This window comes from Leptospira sarikeiensis, from assembly GCF_004769615.1.
Taxonomy (GTDB): domain Bacteria; phylum Spirochaetota; class Leptospiria; order Leptospirales; family Leptospiraceae; genus Leptospira_B; species Leptospira_B sarikeiensis.
The window spans coordinates 156,894-173,184 of record NZ_RQGF01000028.1 but is presented as its reverse complement, the minus strand read 5'-3'; the positions used below and the strand labels follow the sequence as shown (position 1 = coordinate 173,184).

The 16,291-nt window shown below is 41.3% G+C and carries 11 protein-coding genes, 2 tRNA genes and 1 pseudogene; 9 read left to right on the top strand and 5 right to left on the bottom strand.

All coding sequences use genetic code 11. The features are described 5' to 3' along the window. Nucleotides 1-31: 31 nt before the first annotated feature. From EHQ64_RS12060 to EHQ64_RS12045, 4 genes are all read left to right on the top strand, one after another. Nucleotides 32-2,239: a sigma 54-interacting transcriptional regulator gene (locus tag EHQ64_RS12060; protein WP_246048739.1), complete on the top strand. Its 2,208-nt coding sequence runs from the start codon at nucleotides 32-34 to the stop codon at nucleotides 2,237-2,239. A gap of 206 nt (nucleotides 2,240-2,445) precedes the next feature. Further along, nucleotides 2,446-2,877, top strand: a complete 432-nt coding sequence (locus EHQ64_RS12055; protein WP_135649730.1) for a YiiD C-terminal domain-containing protein — start codon at nucleotides 2,446-2,448, stop codon at nucleotides 2,875-2,877. Nucleotides 2,878-3,241: 364 nt separating this feature from the next. Continuing rightward, on the top strand, nucleotides 3,242-5,536 hold the full coding sequence (locus tag EHQ64_RS12050; RefSeq protein WP_135649729.1) for a neutral/alkaline non-lysosomal ceramidase N-terminal domain-containing protein: 2,295 nt from the start codon (nucleotides 3,242-3,244) through the stop codon (nucleotides 5,534-5,536). A 90-nt stretch (nucleotides 5,537-5,626) separates the two neighbouring features. After that, the gene (locus EHQ64_RS12045) at nucleotides 5,627-6,172 is read left to right on the top strand and encodes a glutathione peroxidase (protein WP_135650552.1); all 546 of its coding nucleotides are present in this window, start codon (nucleotides 5,627-5,629) and stop codon (nucleotides 6,170-6,172) included. Between the two features lie 50 nt (nucleotides 6,173-6,222). On the opposite strand, the gene EHQ64_RS12040 is transcribed toward EHQ64_RS12045, so the two are convergent. Next, entirely contained in the window at nucleotides 6,223-6,921 is a 699-nt protein-coding gene (locus tag EHQ64_RS12040; protein WP_135649728.1) for a dienelactone hydrolase family protein, read from the bottom strand. A gap of 120 nt (nucleotides 6,922-7,041) precedes the next feature. Between EHQ64_RS12040 and EHQ64_RS12035 the strand changes: the two genes are divergently transcribed. From EHQ64_RS12035 to EHQ64_RS12025, 3 genes are read left to right on the top strand one after another with little or no spacing between them, the layout of a single operon-like run. Next, the gene (locus tag EHQ64_RS12035; protein ID WP_135649727.1) at nucleotides 7,042-7,899 is read left to right on the top strand and encodes a ChaN family lipoprotein; all 858 of its coding nucleotides are present in this window, start codon (nucleotides 7,042-7,044) and stop codon (nucleotides 7,897-7,899) included. 47 nt (nucleotides 7,900-7,946) lie between these two features. After that, on the top strand, nucleotides 7,947-10,607 hold the full coding sequence (locus EHQ64_RS12030) for a transglycosylase domain-containing protein (protein ID WP_135649726.1): 2,661 nt from the start codon (nucleotides 7,947-7,949) through the stop codon (nucleotides 10,605-10,607). Then, the gene (locus EHQ64_RS12025) at nucleotides 10,597-12,192 is read left to right on the top strand and encodes a hypothetical protein (RefSeq protein WP_135649725.1); all 1,596 of its coding nucleotides are present in this window, start codon (nucleotides 10,597-10,599) and stop codon (nucleotides 12,190-12,192) included. Before EHQ64_RS12030 ends, EHQ64_RS12025 begins: the two co-directional genes overlap by 11 nt. A 15-nt stretch (nucleotides 12,193-12,207) precedes the next feature. Here the strand turns inward: EHQ64_RS12025 and EHQ64_RS12020 are convergent, their stop codons facing one another. The 4 genes from EHQ64_RS12020 to EHQ64_RS12010 form a co-directional block, all read right to left on the bottom strand. After that, a complete protein-coding gene (locus EHQ64_RS12020; RefSeq protein WP_135649724.1) occupies nucleotides 12,208-13,518 on the bottom strand; it encodes an amidohydrolase family protein in 1,311 nt (436 codons plus the stop codon). Nucleotides 13,519-13,652: 134 nt separating this feature from the next. Further along, nucleotides 13,653-13,799 (bottom strand): hypothetical protein, encoded by a 147-nt coding sequence (locus EHQ64_RS20225; protein ID WP_167882396.1) that lies wholly within the window; start codon nucleotides 13,797-13,799, stop codon nucleotides 13,653-13,655. An 840-nt stretch (nucleotides 13,800-14,639) separates the two neighbouring features. Then, nucleotides 14,640-14,721, bottom strand: a tRNA-Tyr gene (locus tag EHQ64_RS12015). A gap of 61 nt (nucleotides 14,722-14,782) precedes the next feature. Then, nucleotides 14,783-14,855: transfer RNA gene (locus tag EHQ64_RS12010), tRNA-Thr, on the bottom strand. A gap of 87 nt (nucleotides 14,856-14,942) precedes the next feature. On the opposite strand from EHQ64_RS12010, the gene EHQ64_RS12005 reads away from it, so the two are divergent. Both EHQ64_RS12005 and EHQ64_RS12000 read left to right on the top strand, forming a co-directional pair. After that, a complete protein-coding gene (locus EHQ64_RS12005; protein WP_135649723.1) occupies nucleotides 14,943-15,326 on the top strand; it encodes a hypothetical protein in 384 nt (127 codons plus the stop codon). A gap of 15 nt (nucleotides 15,327-15,341) precedes the next feature. Continuing rightward, a pseudogene (locus EHQ64_RS12000) lies at nucleotides 15,342-16,169 on the top strand (transketolase); the annotation flags it as partial. Nucleotides 16,170-16,291 lie beyond the last annotated feature (122 nt).

Sequence of the window (16,291 nt, the reverse complement as noted above, 5' to 3'; positions counted from 1 at the left end):
AAAAAATAAAATATCTGGAATAAGAGAGTTGATGCTCTCTTTTATCTGCTTAGTATTTTTATACTCCGCTTGTGTATACGCATCTATAGAGATAGAACCGATCGGTTCCTTGCATAGATGGGTGACAGTGGCGGCTGCATTGTTTGCTGCGGTATTCTACCAAAGATTTTTTTTAAAATTTCCATCCGCGATCTATCCTAAGATCTCTAATTATCTTTTTAAAATACAATTATCGATCGCTGCAAGTATCTCTTTGTGGTTCGTATGGGAGACAAAGGATGCAGTAAAAACGTTTAGATTTAACGGACAATATTGGGATTTAACTGCAGTATTTCCTGGAAGAGTAGTCGCAGTATTTTCTTTATTTTTAGCCGTAAGCGTAATACTGATCGCAAGTATTCAAATTATTCGAAATAAAGATCATAAAAGGATCGCTCTTGTCGGAATATTAGGATCGTTTTTCTTAAATTTTCTGATACCTACGATCTATCTTACTTTATTCAGATTGGGCCAGGTCACTGCAGAAGTATTCGTAAATGCACTTGCGATCTCTGTGATCTCGGGCTTTTTCGTATTTCATATATTTTTCGTGAGTTATGGAGGTCATAAGACCTCTTTGACGGTCCGAATTCTCACTATCGTTCTTGCGATGGCTTTATCCGTGACACAGGTGATGTCCGGAGGATTGAGTAAGGCGATAGAAAACGAATACGACAGCCTACAAATTTCCATATTACAAAATTATAATCCAAAATCCATTCAAAAAGATTCCGTGTTCTTTTCTAAAGTAGGAGAAAATACCGAAAAATCCGGCCTGATCGCCGCGGATCTGGGGGTTCGTTCCTATCTACTCGGGTCTTCCGGAAAACCAATCCTCGTATATCAGAACTTTGAAAAAAATACAGAGATGGGATTGGAATACTCCTCTTACCGAGAATTCGTACATAAATATGTGATGGATTGGGCGGTCAGACTTTTTCTCGGACTTTGTGTATTAATTTTCGGATTTTTAGTCTTCATGAAAATCTCCATTCTAAATCCTTTATTCGAACTTTTAAAAGGCCTAGATAGAGTAGAAGGTGGAGAACTTTCAGTAGAAGTAGCAGTTCGGAGTAAAGACGAGATCGGATTACTCACTCAGGCATTTAACGCGATGGTCCGTTCCATAAGGGAAGCAAGGCAGGAACTCCAACAATATACTTCTAATTTGGAAAGAACGATCCTGGAAAGGGATTCTATTTACGATGCAGTTCCTCAAGAAAAAATATTATCTAATAAAACCTTAATATACGCCAGCAGAAGTATGCAGGCGGTGGTGGACAGGGTAGAGAGAATTTCCGGTAGAGAGCAACCTGTTCTGATCACAGGAGAAACCGGGACCGGGAAAGAGATCATCGCAGGATTACTTCATGAATTGGGAAGAGGAAAAGAATCTCCCTTTGTTCCGATCAACTGTGCTGCAGTTCCTGCAAATCTTTGGGAAAGCCAGATCTTCGGACATGTGAAAGGAGCTTTTACCGATGCAAAATCTGATTACGGTGGACTTGTAGCAGAAGCTGCTGGCGGTACATTATTCTTCGACGAAGTGGGAGAAATGCCGTTGGAGATCCAACCCAAGATATTAAGATTATTGCAGGAAAGAAAATACAAACAAGTCGGTGGAAGAACGGAATTGAAGGCGGAGTGTAGGACCATATTTGCCACTCATCGTAATTTAAGGTCCATGGTATCTAAAGGGACCTTTAGAGAAGATCTATATTATAGAATTAACGTATTTGAGATCGGCATCCCTCCTTTGAGAGAGAGAAGATCCGACATTCCTTTTTTAGCAAATCGATTTGTGGAACATTATTCCAAACAAATGGAACTGGACAAACCGAATATAAGCGAAGAAGTGATGGATCTATTCTTGGAATTTCCATGGTCCGGAAATATTAGGGAATTGGAAAATTGTATCATTCGGACTTTAGCGGATCTGAAGGGGGATATGATCAAGATCTCGGATCTTCCTACAGAACTGATGGAAGCTAAAAGCCACACAAGAGAAGAAATGTCGAATATGCCGGTTACAAACGGAACTTATACTGCCGGTTTCGAGTCTTTGGTTTCCATGTATTCTAGACGATTGATCGAAACTGCATTACAAAAATGTAAAGGAAATAAGTCGGAAGCGGCTAGGCTTTTGAAGATCTCTCGCGGGAAATTGCAATATCAAATGAGAATGTTGGATATGGAATAGTGGGGCGTTTCCCGGCAAAAGCCGGGTCGGGCTTTTCGGCGCTCGCGGATTCCCGCTCGTCCGCAAGCGGACCGCTTCGCGGCACCTACAATCCCTAACGCAAAAGTGGACTTTTCAGTTCGTTTTACAAACGAATCTAGGCATTAATCGATCCCAAAGATCCTTTTTCGTTTGATGTAAAACGAACTAGATTTCTAACTAGGATTATGACAGAGAAATTCGACGTTTTATCTATACCTTTTAATGTACATATTCAACTTTCCAGGCCTAAACCAGGAGAAGATGCACTTCTGGTAATGGAAGATAAGCCGATCTACAAAAACCATGTAGGATCGGGACATGCAGCTGCGTTATTCGCATTGGCAGAAGGGAGCGGGGGAGAATATCTGCTTTCCAGGGTTTCTTCTTTGCCTTTCGAGATCATTCCGGTGGTCCGAAAATCGGAAGTAAAATATAAAAAGCCCGCTCAAGGAAGAGTTGTTTCCAGAGGGGTGATCAATGATCAGGAATGGGCGACCTTTATGGCCCAGCTTGAAAAAAAGGGAAGGGCTGGACTTACAGTAGGTGTGGAGCTCTTTGATGAAACGGAAGCGAATGTAGCAAGCTTCAGTTTTGATTGGTTCATCGCTAAAAAATAAAAATACACGAATAAAAAACTTATACAGGAAGAGGTTGAAATAAAAAAAATTTCATCCTCTTCTTCCTATACTAAACGTAACATCTTTTGTTTGAAACAACCTCATAAGTTCTATTTAGTTGGTTCGATATTATTTCCTTTGATAAATCTGCCAATTCCGGTCGCAAACTTATAAACGTGTACAGTTCACTTATATTTTAATTATAAAAATCGATCTTTGCCGATCGACTCGTGTTCGAAATAAATTCAAAACTTATAATGCTTTTTTCGAACAAAAACCCTCACTTATATTCCGGTTAAAAATTGTTTGACCATCCTTAAATTTCGGATAAGCCGTTTGGGTTATAACTGTGGAGGTGAGGGAAATGAAAAAAACAAATTTGAATTTTACCTTAATGTTCGCTCTCATCCTGATTCTTGCGGGATGTACAGAAAAATCTGAAAACGACAATCTACTGGCTTTAGTTTCTTCGGAAGGGACCAAATCCTCGGATACTTCTTCTATCGTAAATAGTTTGGCATTACCAACCTCGACACCGGCCGATATATTTTTGGTCGGGGCCGCAAAGGCAGATATTACCGGACCTTTTGTTCAATCAAGTACTGGATACAATAGCCCTGGGGACGAAATGTCCGGTCTGGCTATGAGATTATATTCGCGAGCATTCGTGATAGAGCGCCCGGGTGGCGCAAGGGTCGCTATCGTGACAAACGATATGATCCATATGTATCAAAGTGTGAAGATCGGGGTCGTTAAAAAACTACAAGCAGACGGTTATGGAGCCGCGTTCAATAACGATAACGTTCTGTTATTTGCCACTCATACCCATTCAGCACCTTCTAATATTTCCTGGTACACTTTATTTAACTTATTCAACGGTGTGATCGGTTTCGATAAGGTTCATTATAATATCGTAGTAAACGGTATAGCCGACGCGATCAAGGCGGCTTATAATAATCGAAAAGAAGCTCGCATCAAATATGCGGCAGGGGCTCTGTCAAATTTCGCAAATAATCGATCTTCTTCTGCTTATGCGTGGAACTTGGATAAGGCAAGTTATCCTACAAATGTGGAAGAAACTATGAGCTTATTCCGTTTCGAAGGAAAGGATGGAACTCCGATCGGGCTTCTCAATTGGTTCGCCGTTCATGGAACTTCCTTAGGAATTACGAATCGTAGAGCACACGGAGATAATAAGGGATATGCCTCTTATTTGGTAGAAACTTCGATCGGTGGGAATTTCGTAGCTGCATTCCCTCAGGGACCAATGGGAGATGTGAGCCCGAATACTCCGGATCCTACGGATATCACAAAATCATTCTTGAGGCCGAACGATTTAGATCCAAGTTTGGATGCTTTGGAAAATCCGATCGTTCACGGAACGAAACAAGGAAGTAAAGCATTAGAATTATATAATTCTGCCACGACCATTTTAACTGGGAATGTCGGGTATAGACATTCTCATGTGGTTTGGAATAATAAGATCGCGATCGATCCTTCTTATATCGGGACATTTACTATGCCTTGGGATACTAGTTCCGGAAATACTACCTGCGTTGCAACGATCGGAGGAGGATTCCTAGCGGGGGACGAAGAGGGAGCTCCGGTTGCATTTGCAAAAGAAGGAGAGATCCGAAACAATTATGTGTTTGAGAATGGAGCTTGGGTTAAAAAGAATTATTCTCTCACAAACTTAAGCGGAGCGGCTCAGATACTCGGCTATCTTTGGCCACTTGCTCAATTAGCCTTAAGTTCTACGAAGTATGAGGCTTGTGATAAGGAAAAATTCACTCTTCTTCCTGTAGGAGAAGTGGATAGTTTCTGGTTCCCGAATCCTCAGGTTCCTTTTGTTCCGGTTGTTCTTCCTTTACAAGTTGTATCGATCGGGAATACGGCAATCTTAGCTTCTCCATTCGAAGTCAGCACTACTGCGGGAAGAAGATTGAAGGCAAAAATTTCTTCTACCTTAGCTTCTGCAGGTATTTCGAATGTGATCGTTTCCGCGATGGCAAACGCTTACGCTCAATATCTTACTACAAGAGAAGAATATTCCGCTCAGAACTTCGAAGGTGGTTTTACTGCGTATGGTCCTTGGGCAAACGCGGCTCTTATCCAAGAGTTTGATCGGATCGCAAAAGATATCGTTGCAAATCGTTCTACAAGCCCTGGCCCGAATCCTCCCGATCTATCCAACCAACAATTCATTCAGACTTGGCTTTCATCTAACGGGATCGTGAATGATGGAGGAGATTTCGGAAAAGTACTGACGGATGCAAATTCTTCCTACAATAAAACGAAAGATTCAGTCGTAGTAAAATTCCAAGGTTCTCATCCTAGAGTCGTTCAGGATAAAAAATTGGATGGAAGTCTTTCTTCTTATTATGATCCGAATGCTTACACGTATTTGGAGATCCAAAAGAAGAATGGAAGTTCTTGGACTACGATCGCAAACGATAATAATCCTTATACGGCGTATGATTGGGCAAGGACCGGAGGAGATCTTTCTGCGACTTCCGAAGTTACAGTCACTTGGTTGATCCGGAATCAACAGCCTGGAACATACCGAGTCGTTTACAACGGTTTGGCGAAACAGTTCTGGGGAATTTTCTGGACATACAAAAAATTCACCGGAACGTCTAAGGAATTCGTTCTGCAATAAAACGATTTTCGTTTAAAAAACGGATCGAAACCTGAAAATAACTCCCGGAAACGGATGGACCTGTTTCCGGGATTCGGATATGATCCCTTTATGGCTTTCAAATCCATTCTGATCTTAATTTCATTCTTAATTCTATCTTCTTCTCTTTTTGGGGCTCCTAAAGCGGTGTATGATTTTACTGTAAAGGATATCAAAGGAAAGGATGTAACCCTTTCTAAATACAAGGGTAAAACTTTACTGATCGTAAACGTGGCTTCTAAATGTGGGTATACCTACCAATACGAGAATCTGGAAAAGGTTTATAAAAAGTATAAGGACAAGGGATTCGAAATTGTAGGATTTCCTGCGAACAATTTCCTTTCCCAAGAGCCCGGATCAAACGAAGAGATCGAACAATTCTGTAGATTAAAGAAAGGCGCTACCTTCGACATGATGTCTAAAATTTCAGTCAAAGGAGATGATCAACATCCTTTATATACTTATCTTACCTCCACTTCTCCTGATCCTGGAGACGTAAAATGGAATTTTGAAAAATTCCTGATCTCTCCGGCCGGTAAGATCGTAGCTCGTTTTCGTTCGGGGACAGAGCCTGATAGCAAGGAAGTTACGGACGAGATCGAGAAGGTCCTAAAATAATATTCCTATTCTATAGTAAGGCGGCTTCCATAGTGGGGTCGCTACCTATCTTAAATATATTCTTTCAAAAAAGCTAATGTAATTGCCCATGCTTGTTTTGCAGAGGTTTCGTGATATGCTCCTCGTCTATCGCAAAAGAACCCGTGCTCCGCTTCCGAAAAAGTTAATTCTACAAAATTTTTATCCGCAGATTTTAAAGAATCCGAGATTGCTGCAATATGAGTAAGTTTGACACTTCTATCCTTCCCCGCCCACACTAAAAGCAAGGGAGCCTTTTGTTTGGGAGAATATTCTTCCGAAGTTTGAACGATCCTACTTCCATAATAAGAAACGGATGCTTTCAGATCTAAAAAAGTATTCGCTAAAAAAGAAACCCATCCTCCTAAACAATAGCCGATGCTTGCGATCCTATCCGGAATTGCTTTTGGATTATTTCGGATCCAATTTATAACTGCATTTAGATCGGATTGCAAATTTTCAGGACTCAATTGACTGAAATGAGGTTTGAGTGCCATGAAGTCTTCGTAACTTCCTGAAAATCCCGGGGGAGCCGTTCTATAATATAACTCGGGAGCGATTGCCAAATATCCTTCTTTCGAAAAACGGATTGCAACATCTTTAATATGATCGTTCACTCCGAAAGCCTCTTGAAGAACAAGAATGCAGGGAGAAGGAGATGTATCCGGATAAGCAACGAACGTCTGCATCTCTCCATGAGAAGTTTTAATGATAACTGTTTCTGTGCTCATTCTGACCTCGGTTCCAAACGGTAGAACTATCAAGATCCTAAGAGCTTTGTCGATCGATTTACATGTGTAAAAGTAAGTTTAAGTTCTTTTCTTTTTTATTCCGGTTTTCAAACTAGCTTCATGTCATTTCGCAAATGTTTTCTAATATTTCTATTTCCTTCGGTAATATTTTCTCAATCGTCCAGTGTAGAAATTTATGATACAAAAACTAGATCCAAATCGGATCTATCCTCTATACTTGAAAAAGCAAAAGACGTAGACGTGATCATCTTCGGAGAAGAGCATAATGATAAGCCAGGTCACGCTTGGAAGTTAGAAACTTTCAAAAGTTTAACATCTGCCTTCTCACCTGTTCTTTCTTTAGAGATGTTGGAGAAGGACCAGCAAAGATCTGTAGATGAATACTGCAAGAATGAGATCACAGAAAAAGGATTTTTAAATTCCGGAAAATTCTGGCCGAACTATGTTGCAGATTATCATCCTATGGTTTCTTTTGCTAAGGAAAAAAACCTTCCGGTACTTGCTGCGAATGCTCCCAGGAAATATGTGAGCCTTGTTTCCAATCAAGGATTGGATTCTCTTTATAAGATCCGATCTCCATTCCTTCCGCCTAGATATACTTATACAATGTTCAGACAAAAGGAGTATGAAGATCTTCTCGCAGCAATGATCGCAGAGCACGGGCCTACTGGCTTTTCTCCAGATAAACAGAAATTTATTGATGCACAGAATGTTTGGGACGCTTCGATGGCTGACTCTATCGCAGAAGCATCTTATCTACTCAAAAGAAAGATCGTGCATGTAAATGGTCGCTTTCATTCGGATCGAAATCTTGGTCTGACATATAGGCTGAAACAAATGGGACTAAGGGTTTTGGTCTTTAGTATTTTCCCATTTGAGGAAGGAAAGAATATCCAAGAAGAAGACTGGGGATTGGCCGATTTCCTAGTAATCAGCGAAAGAAAACCGCTGCCATGATACTTTCTTGCTTGTAGGGTTTGCGGATCTCTCCGACATTAATAAGGATGTTGGAAACCAAGATCCGCACTCTTACAGAAACCAAGTTTGAATGCCTCTCTTGCGGAACTGTTTCCAGGCTACCTGAAGGAGTTCCTACAGGAACTGTATTCAAACTGACCTGCTATCGTTGCGGGCAAAAAGCACTCGTTAAATACGTAAATTCTCCGGAACCGATCGAAACCCCAAAACCGATCCCAAGACAAGAGATCCCAGTTCCAATTCCTCCGGTACAGAACCTAGAGCCGATCTTAAAAAGAGAAGAAAAAGAGGAAGTTTCATCCGTTAAACTTTGGGAGAATCTTCTATCTAAATGGGATACTTGGAAAGAATCTTTATCTTCCGGTTCTTCCGAAGATCGCCCCTGGTTCCAAAGAGTTAGAACGGAGACTGAAGCTCCTACAGAATTCAGACGTCCCATTAAAACTTTATCCGAAAGATTATTGGAAAGAGGAAGAAGGTTCAAACTTCCTAAATTCCGTCCGAATATATGGCTCGTTCTTATTCCTTTACCACTAACATTAATTTTCCTGATCTTTTTCTGGATGGGTGTGATCCAAAGAGAAGCGGAAGTCCCTGGTCTATTAAGTATTTTTTATATTCATCAACCAACAGTTATCTATGATCGGGACGGACGTAAGGTATCTGAGATCTTCGGTAAAAAAACAAGTAATCTAGAATGGGAAGCTTATCCTGAAAACTTAAAGAGGATGGTTCTACTCGTCGAAGATAGAAGTTTCTATTCTCACGGAGGAATTCATTATTCTTCCGTTCTTCGTGCATTTTTCGTAAACGTATTCAGTTTTAGATTTAAACAAGGCGCTTCTACGATTACCCAGCAATTAGCTAGGATCCTTTTGAATGATCGAGAAAAAAGTTTAGGAAGAAAACTGAAAGAGGCCCAACTCGCATACGCATTAGAGTCTTCTTTAGATAAAGAGAAGATCCTATTACATTATATGAATAATGTTTACTTGGGTCATGGAGCTTTCGGTTTCGCAAGCGCTTCCGAGTTCTATTTCGGAAAAAAACCGAAGGATCTGAATGTTGGGGAAATGATCGTGCTTGCTTCTCTTGCTTCTGCTCCGAATCGTTTTTCTCCTCTGAAAAATCCGGACCTTTCTTCCGGAAGGGTAGAGGCGATCTTAAGATCTTTGGAAAAGGACGGAGCTTTAAAGGAAGATCTAAGGCCGAATATCCAGGAAATTTATCAAGCTTTCAATACTCGTTCTCCCGGAGAGACAGTTTATGGAAATCGTAAGGACGATTCTCCTTATGTTACTGAACATGTAAGAAAGTTCCTACAAACCTTATATCCTGACACGAATATTTATGAAAGCGGCGGATTCTCCGTCCATACTACGATCTCTCAGCCGGTCCAAGCAGAACTTCAAAAAGTAGTAAAGGCCCATGTGGAAAACCTACTTAGAAGTGGACAAGTTAGACGAAATCGATTGACTGATCCTGGAAAGGATTCGGATGTAAATCCTTTTAGAAATTTAGTCGCGGAACTTTCTCCTGCTTTAGAATTATTTATAGATACGGATCGTTTTGTAACTGGTGGGGATAGCGGCTTACAGGCTGCAGTCGTAGCAGTGGATCCTCAAACCGGAGATGTTCTTCTTTTGCACGGAGGAACGGAATTCAAATCGGATAATCAATTTCCTCGCGCGACTGGAATGTTCAGGCAAACTGGTTCAACTATCAAACCTATCTTATATTCGGAAGCGATCGATTCAGGGATCGCAAACCCTGCTACACGTATTTTGGATGCACCTTTAATTTATAAAAACTCTGTTTCGAATTGGATGCCTGAGAATATAGGAAATCAATATGACGGAGATATCTCTTTAAGAATAGCTCTTGCTAAATCTAAAAATACCGCTGCTGTCCAGATCGCCGAAAAACTAGGGTTAGGCGAGATCTCCGCAGCCTTCGAAAGATTTTTCTTCCCGGACGAAAAAGTTCTCAAAAACAGATTCAGAAGGGACTTGTCCTTGGCATTAGGTTCCTTGGAACTTTCTCCTTTAGAAATGGCTTCTGCGTATTCCGCTTTTGCAAACGACGGAAATATAGTCCGTCCACATCTGATCGAAAAAGTCACGGACCGAGCAGGCAATGTGGTCTACCAAAGAAAGGATCAGGACGAATTTAATCTGAAATGGCCTCAAACTAGAAAGGCTATCTCTCCTCCTACTGCTGAGATTATGGTGGACCTCCTACATGGAAGTGCGAATCACGCAGGGGTTCGTAATACAGGTTATCGTGGAGAAGTTGCAGGAAAAACAGGGACAACGAACGAGCACAGAGATGCTTGGTTTATAGGAGTACGTCCTGGGATCTCTATGGCAATATGGTTAGGTTACGATTCTCCTAGTTTTGGAATGGGAACTTCCGCGTTAGGCGGAACTATCGCGGCTCCTTTATGGGGGACTATTGCTAAATTGTTCGATTCTGCAGAATCCGATGACAAAGAAGAAAGAAGAAAATACCAATTCTCGCAAAGGGCAGTGACTATGCAGATCTGCCCTGAATCCGGAAAACTTCCAGGACCGGATTGCCCGAAAAAAACGAGTGAATTATTCCATCCTTCTCATATACCTTCTGAAACCTGCCCTCTGACCCATAAGTCGGATGCAAAACAGGAGCTATTGAAGAATGTATTTTAAGAAAAAGGTTAGGATCTTATCCATTCTATACCTTTGTCTTTATCCAGGAATTAGTTTTGCAGTTTCTTATGAAGACGCTTACGAACTGGAAAAACTTTCTCCGATTTTTGCGATCCCATTATATGAAGAAGTTGTAAAGTCTGCAGGAGTAGGTGATTTCAAGAAGACCGCTTCTTCCAGGCTTTATTTTTTATACGAAAAGTTTAATAAATATATTCCGGCAATCCATTACCAAACAAGAACGGGAAGTTTAAAAAATAAAAAAGGAGAATGGTCTTCTCTTGTAAAAGCGCTTTCCGAGGGACTTGGAGTAACACCATTTTCTTTGCTTGCAGTGATAAACTCTTGTTCCAAAGAAACTTCTGCATGGGTAGCTCCCGAGCCGACTGTTCATCCTGAAACTGGAGAGTTGATCCAACCGACTCCTCCGGATCCGTATCGAGTCCTTTCAAAAAAGGAAAATCATTCTTTGATCCGACTATGTTATTCTCTTAAGATGAAACAAAGGGATTTCGAAGGCTGGGACAATATATTCTTCTATTTATTCTCTAAAGATGTTTTGAATAGAGATGAAGCTCTTCCTCTTTGGGTAGGATCTTCTATCCAATCCGGAAAAGGAACTCCATACAGACGTGTATTTTTTTCCGGAAGATTTAAAGACTTAAGCAACGAATCCAAATCGGATCTTCTATTCCTATATGCGAAGTTTCTAAGGCATAATGGAAAATTCGAATCTAGCACAAGATACTTTCTGACGAGCGCAACCTACTCTTCTTCAAAACGAGGAAAATGGGAGACTGCGAAAAATCTTCTGATCATGGATCGTAAAAAAGAAGCCTGTTCTATGATCGGAGATTCTTTTAACGCAGGGGACGAATCAGAAATTTTAATGAAGAAGATCTGTCAGGCAAGTAATTGGGATTGGATCGGTCCTTATATTCCTGCAATCAAGATACTGATGAGAGAAAATCCGGATCCAGTATTTGCTCATGCTTTAGAAGGTGGCGGAAGAGAGGCGATCGATCTATTTCTAAAACAGATCGGAACAAAGATCTCGGATAAGGACGACGATTCTGAAGAAGACTCCGAAACTGTAGATGTATTGAACCAACTCATTCCGCCTGAAAGTAGGAACAAATTTCCGTATTGGGATGCAAGGGATAAGGAAGCTGATCTGATCGTTCCGGATCGTGCAAAATATTTATGTAAAGTGATCCGCAGGCCTTTCTTCGGAACTGCTTCGATCCAACCTCAATTCTGCAAAGAAGTTTCTCCAGGAAGTTTAGAAACTCTTCTTTCTATTGTAGCGGAAGAAGAGGAAGAAGCGAGTTTCGCGTTTGCGGATCCTGCGTATCTTCCCGTTTCAGTAAAATGGATCTGGAAAAATAATAACGATCAAGTATCCACTGCCGATCTAACACAATCCAAAGTTTCCATAAGCCCTTATTCGGAACTTGGCCCTTGGAATTTAGAATTTATAGTATATCGTAAAGTTCTAAATCGAGCTTATGCAGAGATCCGAATGAAGGATAAATATTTCGTCGTCTCTGTGAAACCTTCCTATGTGATTTGGAATAAAAATTAACAACCTTTACTTAATCTATTGCCGAACTCCATTACGCCATACATAACGAATGGATAATGTATCCGAGATATTTTTCAAAGGATCTCCATCTATCAACAAAAGATCTGCACGAGCTCCAGGAAAAATCCTGCCTCGATCCGTTAATCCGAAACGACGAGCGGGAACAGAAGTCGCCGCCCGCAATGCTTCCATCGGAGTAAGTCCAGCCTTCGCTAAAAGTTGTAATTCATGATGCAAACTTGCACCATGAGCAAGTCCTCCTAGATCCGCAATTGGTTCTGATACATCACTACCCGCTAAAATATCCACACCGGCCTTATGCAAAATCATTACACTTTCAAAAGCATCTTCCAGTTTCCCCTGAGGATATACATTCATATTTTTAGAAAGAGCTTCCAACCATTCTTTACTTAACTTAGAACTAACTCTTTTGTCAGAAACTAAACTAGTCGGACTATGGCCGAACGCACTGGAAAGTGTAGTCAATGTAGGAACAATAAAAGCACCTGAAGAAGAAATATCCGATACAAATTTTTTGCTCGGTTTCTGATCGAAAAACAAATGAGCCAGACCATCCACTCCCGCAGAAATAGCTCTTTGTCCTCCTGAAACCGAAGTTACATGAGCAATCGCCATTTTTCCGTGACGATGAGCCGCATTTACGGAAGCAACTAAAGTTTTTTCGTCAATGACCGGAAGTCCTGGAGTTCCTACAGTATCTCCATCTTCTATAATGATCTTGATGAAATCGGAACCTTCTGCAACTTGTTTGTCCACGAAAGCGGCCGCTTCTTCCGGAGTGGAAACGAACGGATATTGAAAGAATAATTTTAATAACCAGTTATTACTTAACTTTATATATTGTGTTGGATGTCCTCCGGGAGGAGTGATCCCCATTCCTGCAGAGCGCATGTCCGCAATATCGTTGCGTCTTTCAATTTGCCAGCGCTCCCAAAACATCCAATTGCCTGTCATCTCAAGTTCAGTAGTCACACCGAATAAAAGTGCATCATGTAAACCTGATATATCCGTATGAACATGAGAGTCGATGAGGCCAGGCATCAATGTTGCCCCTCGTGCATCGATGACTTCTGCGTCTGTAGGAACTTCTCCTCCTACAGACAGAATATTATTCCCTCGGATGATCACTGTATGATCTTTGATCAGTTGTTCTCCGTCGAAAATATTTGCGTTAAGGATCGCGACCGTTTTGTCTTCCGATACCCCTGATTTTTTGCAGGTGCTTAAAAGTAAGATCGATGTTAATATAAGAATTATTTTTAGAAGAAGATGTTTGGGAGTATTGGCTGCTATCTTTAGGTTCATGACTTACGTTTCTTTTGCTTCTCATAAGACCTTGTTTGAGAATATGGTTCCCCAAAATTATCGTTTGGGCGACTCCCTCGCGAACTCCAATTGTGATCTATAGATTTATAAGTTATTCGCGCTCGGGCCGCGCTCTACGCTTCAATCAGCAAAGCACCATAAACGGTGCATTGCCGGATTTCCGCTTCGATCACTGTCGCGATAGTATAAGTAAGATCATAATTTGCAAGATTTGCTATCGATACAAGGGTTCCGATTAAAGAAGTTTCTACAATGTTCATAATTCTTTTCCCATTTCGGGATTGCGTCCGCTAAAGAGAGAGTGCAAAAATTCTTTCTATCCTCAGAAATTTCCGGGTCCGATAGGCAAAAAGTATACATCTCCCTCTCCATTTGCATATAGTCGTATTTTTCTTGGCAATTATGTGCAGGAGAATCCGGGCAATTGTATAAGAAAAATGGAATGATTAGTAGGAAGAGTATAGGAATGGCTCGTTTCATTTGGAGCGGTTAAGTTAACCCGGAAGTATTATTGATGCAAGCGATTTTAAGTGGAGTGCATTTGGGGAGTGAGGTTTGGTTTAAGATTTGCTTTCGCTTTGCGGCACCCTTCGGGTTTTTCGCTCTCTATGGATCGCTCAAAATCTTCCGGATTTTTTAGTATATTAAGATTTTGTTTTGGGAGAAAGGGAAAGAACTTTGGGCAGGTAAGGATTCGCCTCTACACAGTCTCACATCCTGTTCGACTTGGTTCCGAGGCGTCTCGTTCGCGTCTTCGTCCATCCATGGACTCAGATCGCGTTTGCGACGTTCCCTACGGGTCACTGCAAACGCTTTCGCTTACGAGCTTCGAATCCTTCCGGATTTTTTAGTATATTAAGATTTTGTTTTGGGGAAGAGAAAAGAACTTTGGGCAGGGAAGGATTCGTCGTTAGGCAGTTTCGCGTCCTGCTCAACTGGGCTCCACGACGTCTTTCTCGCGCTTTTCGCCATCCATGGCTCAAGTCGCGTTTGCTTACGCTCCCTATGGGTCGCTGCAAACGCTCTCGCTCGAAAGCTTCGAATCCTTCCGGATTTTTTAGTATATTAAGATTTTGTTTTGAGAGAAGAGAAAAGAACTTTGGGCAGGGAAGGATTCGAACCTTCGAAGGCTGGGCCAGCAGATTTACAGTCTGCCCTCGTTGACCGCTTGAGTACCTACCCGTTGTTGAGAGCCATTATTTTTGCTCGGGGTCGTCGGTCAATCTTATTCGAAAAATGAACGAGCTGCCTATAGGAATCGAACCCACAACCGTCTGATTACAAATCAGATGCTCTACCAATTGAGCTAAGGCAGCGTTCAGAGACAGTTTTCGAAATCATTTTGTCGGGTCAATCGATTAAAAAGGATTTTCTCCGTTCTCAGAATATTGTCTGCTGGCCAGATGTCTCTTTTTCTCATCAATACCGGCATGACCCTTTCTATCCTGTTTTTTTACGTAGGATACTGGTTTCGTGTTCGAAATAATCGTTTGCATCGGGCTTTTAATTCGGCAGGCATCTTTTTCAATTTAAGCACCGCCGTTTATTTGCTCGGTTTAAAATATTTGGGAGATGGGATCGAGCAATCCGGCGTGATCGCGACTGTAGATAAAGTTTATATCGATATTCATAGAGCTATTGCAGCAGTAACTTTGATCCTGATGTTACTCATGGGTTGGTCCGGATTTACTCGAAAAAAAGGGTTCCATAGGAAGCTTCACTTTATTTTTCTACCATTATATACACTCGTTTATATCTCGGGACTGTTCCTGTTCCGCTCGAATTGAACTCCGGAGAAGCTACTAATGGCAGATACAAAAGAAATCAAAGTATTCGCGAATAATATCCGTAAGAACGTAATCAAGATGGTCACCGCAGCAAAGTCCGGTCACCCTGGCGGTCCTCTGGGACTCGCAGATATCTATGCGGTCTTATACAAAAAAGTCTTAAATCATAAACCTGCTGATCCGGATTGGGAAGATAGAGACAGATTGATCCTTTCTAATGGTCACGTATGTGCAGTACGTTATGCTGCTATGGCTCAGGCAGGATTTTTTCCGGAGGCGGACCTTCTTACCTTTCGGAACATAAACTCTAAGCTACAGGGACATCCTTCTACTCGTTATCTAAAAGGGATCGAAAGCTCCTCCGGGTCCTTAGGCCAAGGACTTTCTGTTGCGGTTGGGATCGCTTTAGGAGCGAGATTAGCTAAGAAAAATTACAAAGTGTATGCATGTATCTCCGACGGAGAATGTGGAGAAGGTATGACTTGGGAAGCTGCCCAGTCGGCTGCACATTATAAAACGGATAATTTAATCGCGTTTATGGATAAGAACGGGATCCAGATCGACGGATTCACAAAAGATGTGATGAATCTCGAACCTTTAGATAAAAAGTTTGCAGCCTTCGGTTGGAATGTGATCCAAGCCGACGGCCATAATATCGAATCCATCGTTTCGGCATTTGATAAAGCGCAAGCTCATAAAGGTTCTCCTACGATCATTCTTTTTGAAACAGTTTTAGGAAAAGGAGTTTCCTTCATGGAAAATAATCCAGGCTGGCATGGAACTCCTCCGAATGCAGAACAAGAAAAGAAAGCATTAGAAGAATTGGAGCAGTTAACAGTCTAATAATCCTCTCGGGTTAGAGACATACATTTCTCTAACCCGTTCTTCCTCTCTTTCAAATTTTAAGGATCAAAAATTTATTTTCCACTTCACTCGAACAAGTGTGTTCGAAAAAAAAGGAAGAC

Excerpts from the sequence above, each read along its gene's own strand:
- EHQ64_RS12060 (WP_246048739.1), top strand. The coding sequence starts at position 32 with ATGCTCTCTTTTATCTGCTTAGTATTTTTATACTCCGCTTGTGTATAC.
- EHQ64_RS12055 (WP_135649730.1), top strand. The coding sequence starts at position 2,446 with ATGACAGAGAAATTCGACGTTTTATCTATACCTTTTAATGTACATATT.
- EHQ64_RS12050 (WP_135649729.1), top strand. The coding sequence starts at position 3,242 with ATGAAAAAAACAAATTTGAATTTTACCTTAATGTTCGCTCTCATCCTG.
- EHQ64_RS12045 (WP_135650552.1), top strand. The coding sequence starts at position 5,627 with ATGGCTTTCAAATCCATTCTGATCTTAATTTCATTCTTAATTCTATCT.
- EHQ64_RS12040 (WP_135649728.1), bottom strand. The coding sequence starts at position 6,921 with ATGAGCACAGAAACAGTTATCATTAAAACTTCTCATGGAGAGATGCAG.
- EHQ64_RS12035 (WP_135649727.1), top strand. The coding sequence starts at position 7,042 with ATGTCATTTCGCAAATGTTTTCTAATATTTCTATTTCCTTCGGTAATA.
- EHQ64_RS12030 (WP_135649726.1), top strand. The coding sequence starts at position 7,947 with ATGTTGGAAACCAAGATCCGCACTCTTACAGAAACCAAGTTTGAATGC.
- EHQ64_RS12025 (WP_135649725.1), top strand. The coding sequence starts at position 10,597 with ATGTATTTTAAGAAAAAGGTTAGGATCTTATCCATTCTATACCTTTGT.
- EHQ64_RS12020 (WP_135649724.1), bottom strand. The coding sequence starts at position 13,518 with ATGAACCTAAAGATAGCAGCCAATACTCCCAAACATCTTCTTCTAAAA.
- EHQ64_RS20225 (WP_167882396.1), bottom strand. The coding sequence starts at position 13,799 with ATGAACATTGTAGAAACTTCTTTAATCGGAACCCTTGTATCGATAGCA.
- EHQ64_RS12005 (WP_135649723.1), top strand. The coding sequence starts at position 14,943 with ATGTCTCTTTTTCTCATCAATACCGGCATGACCCTTTCTATCCTGTTT.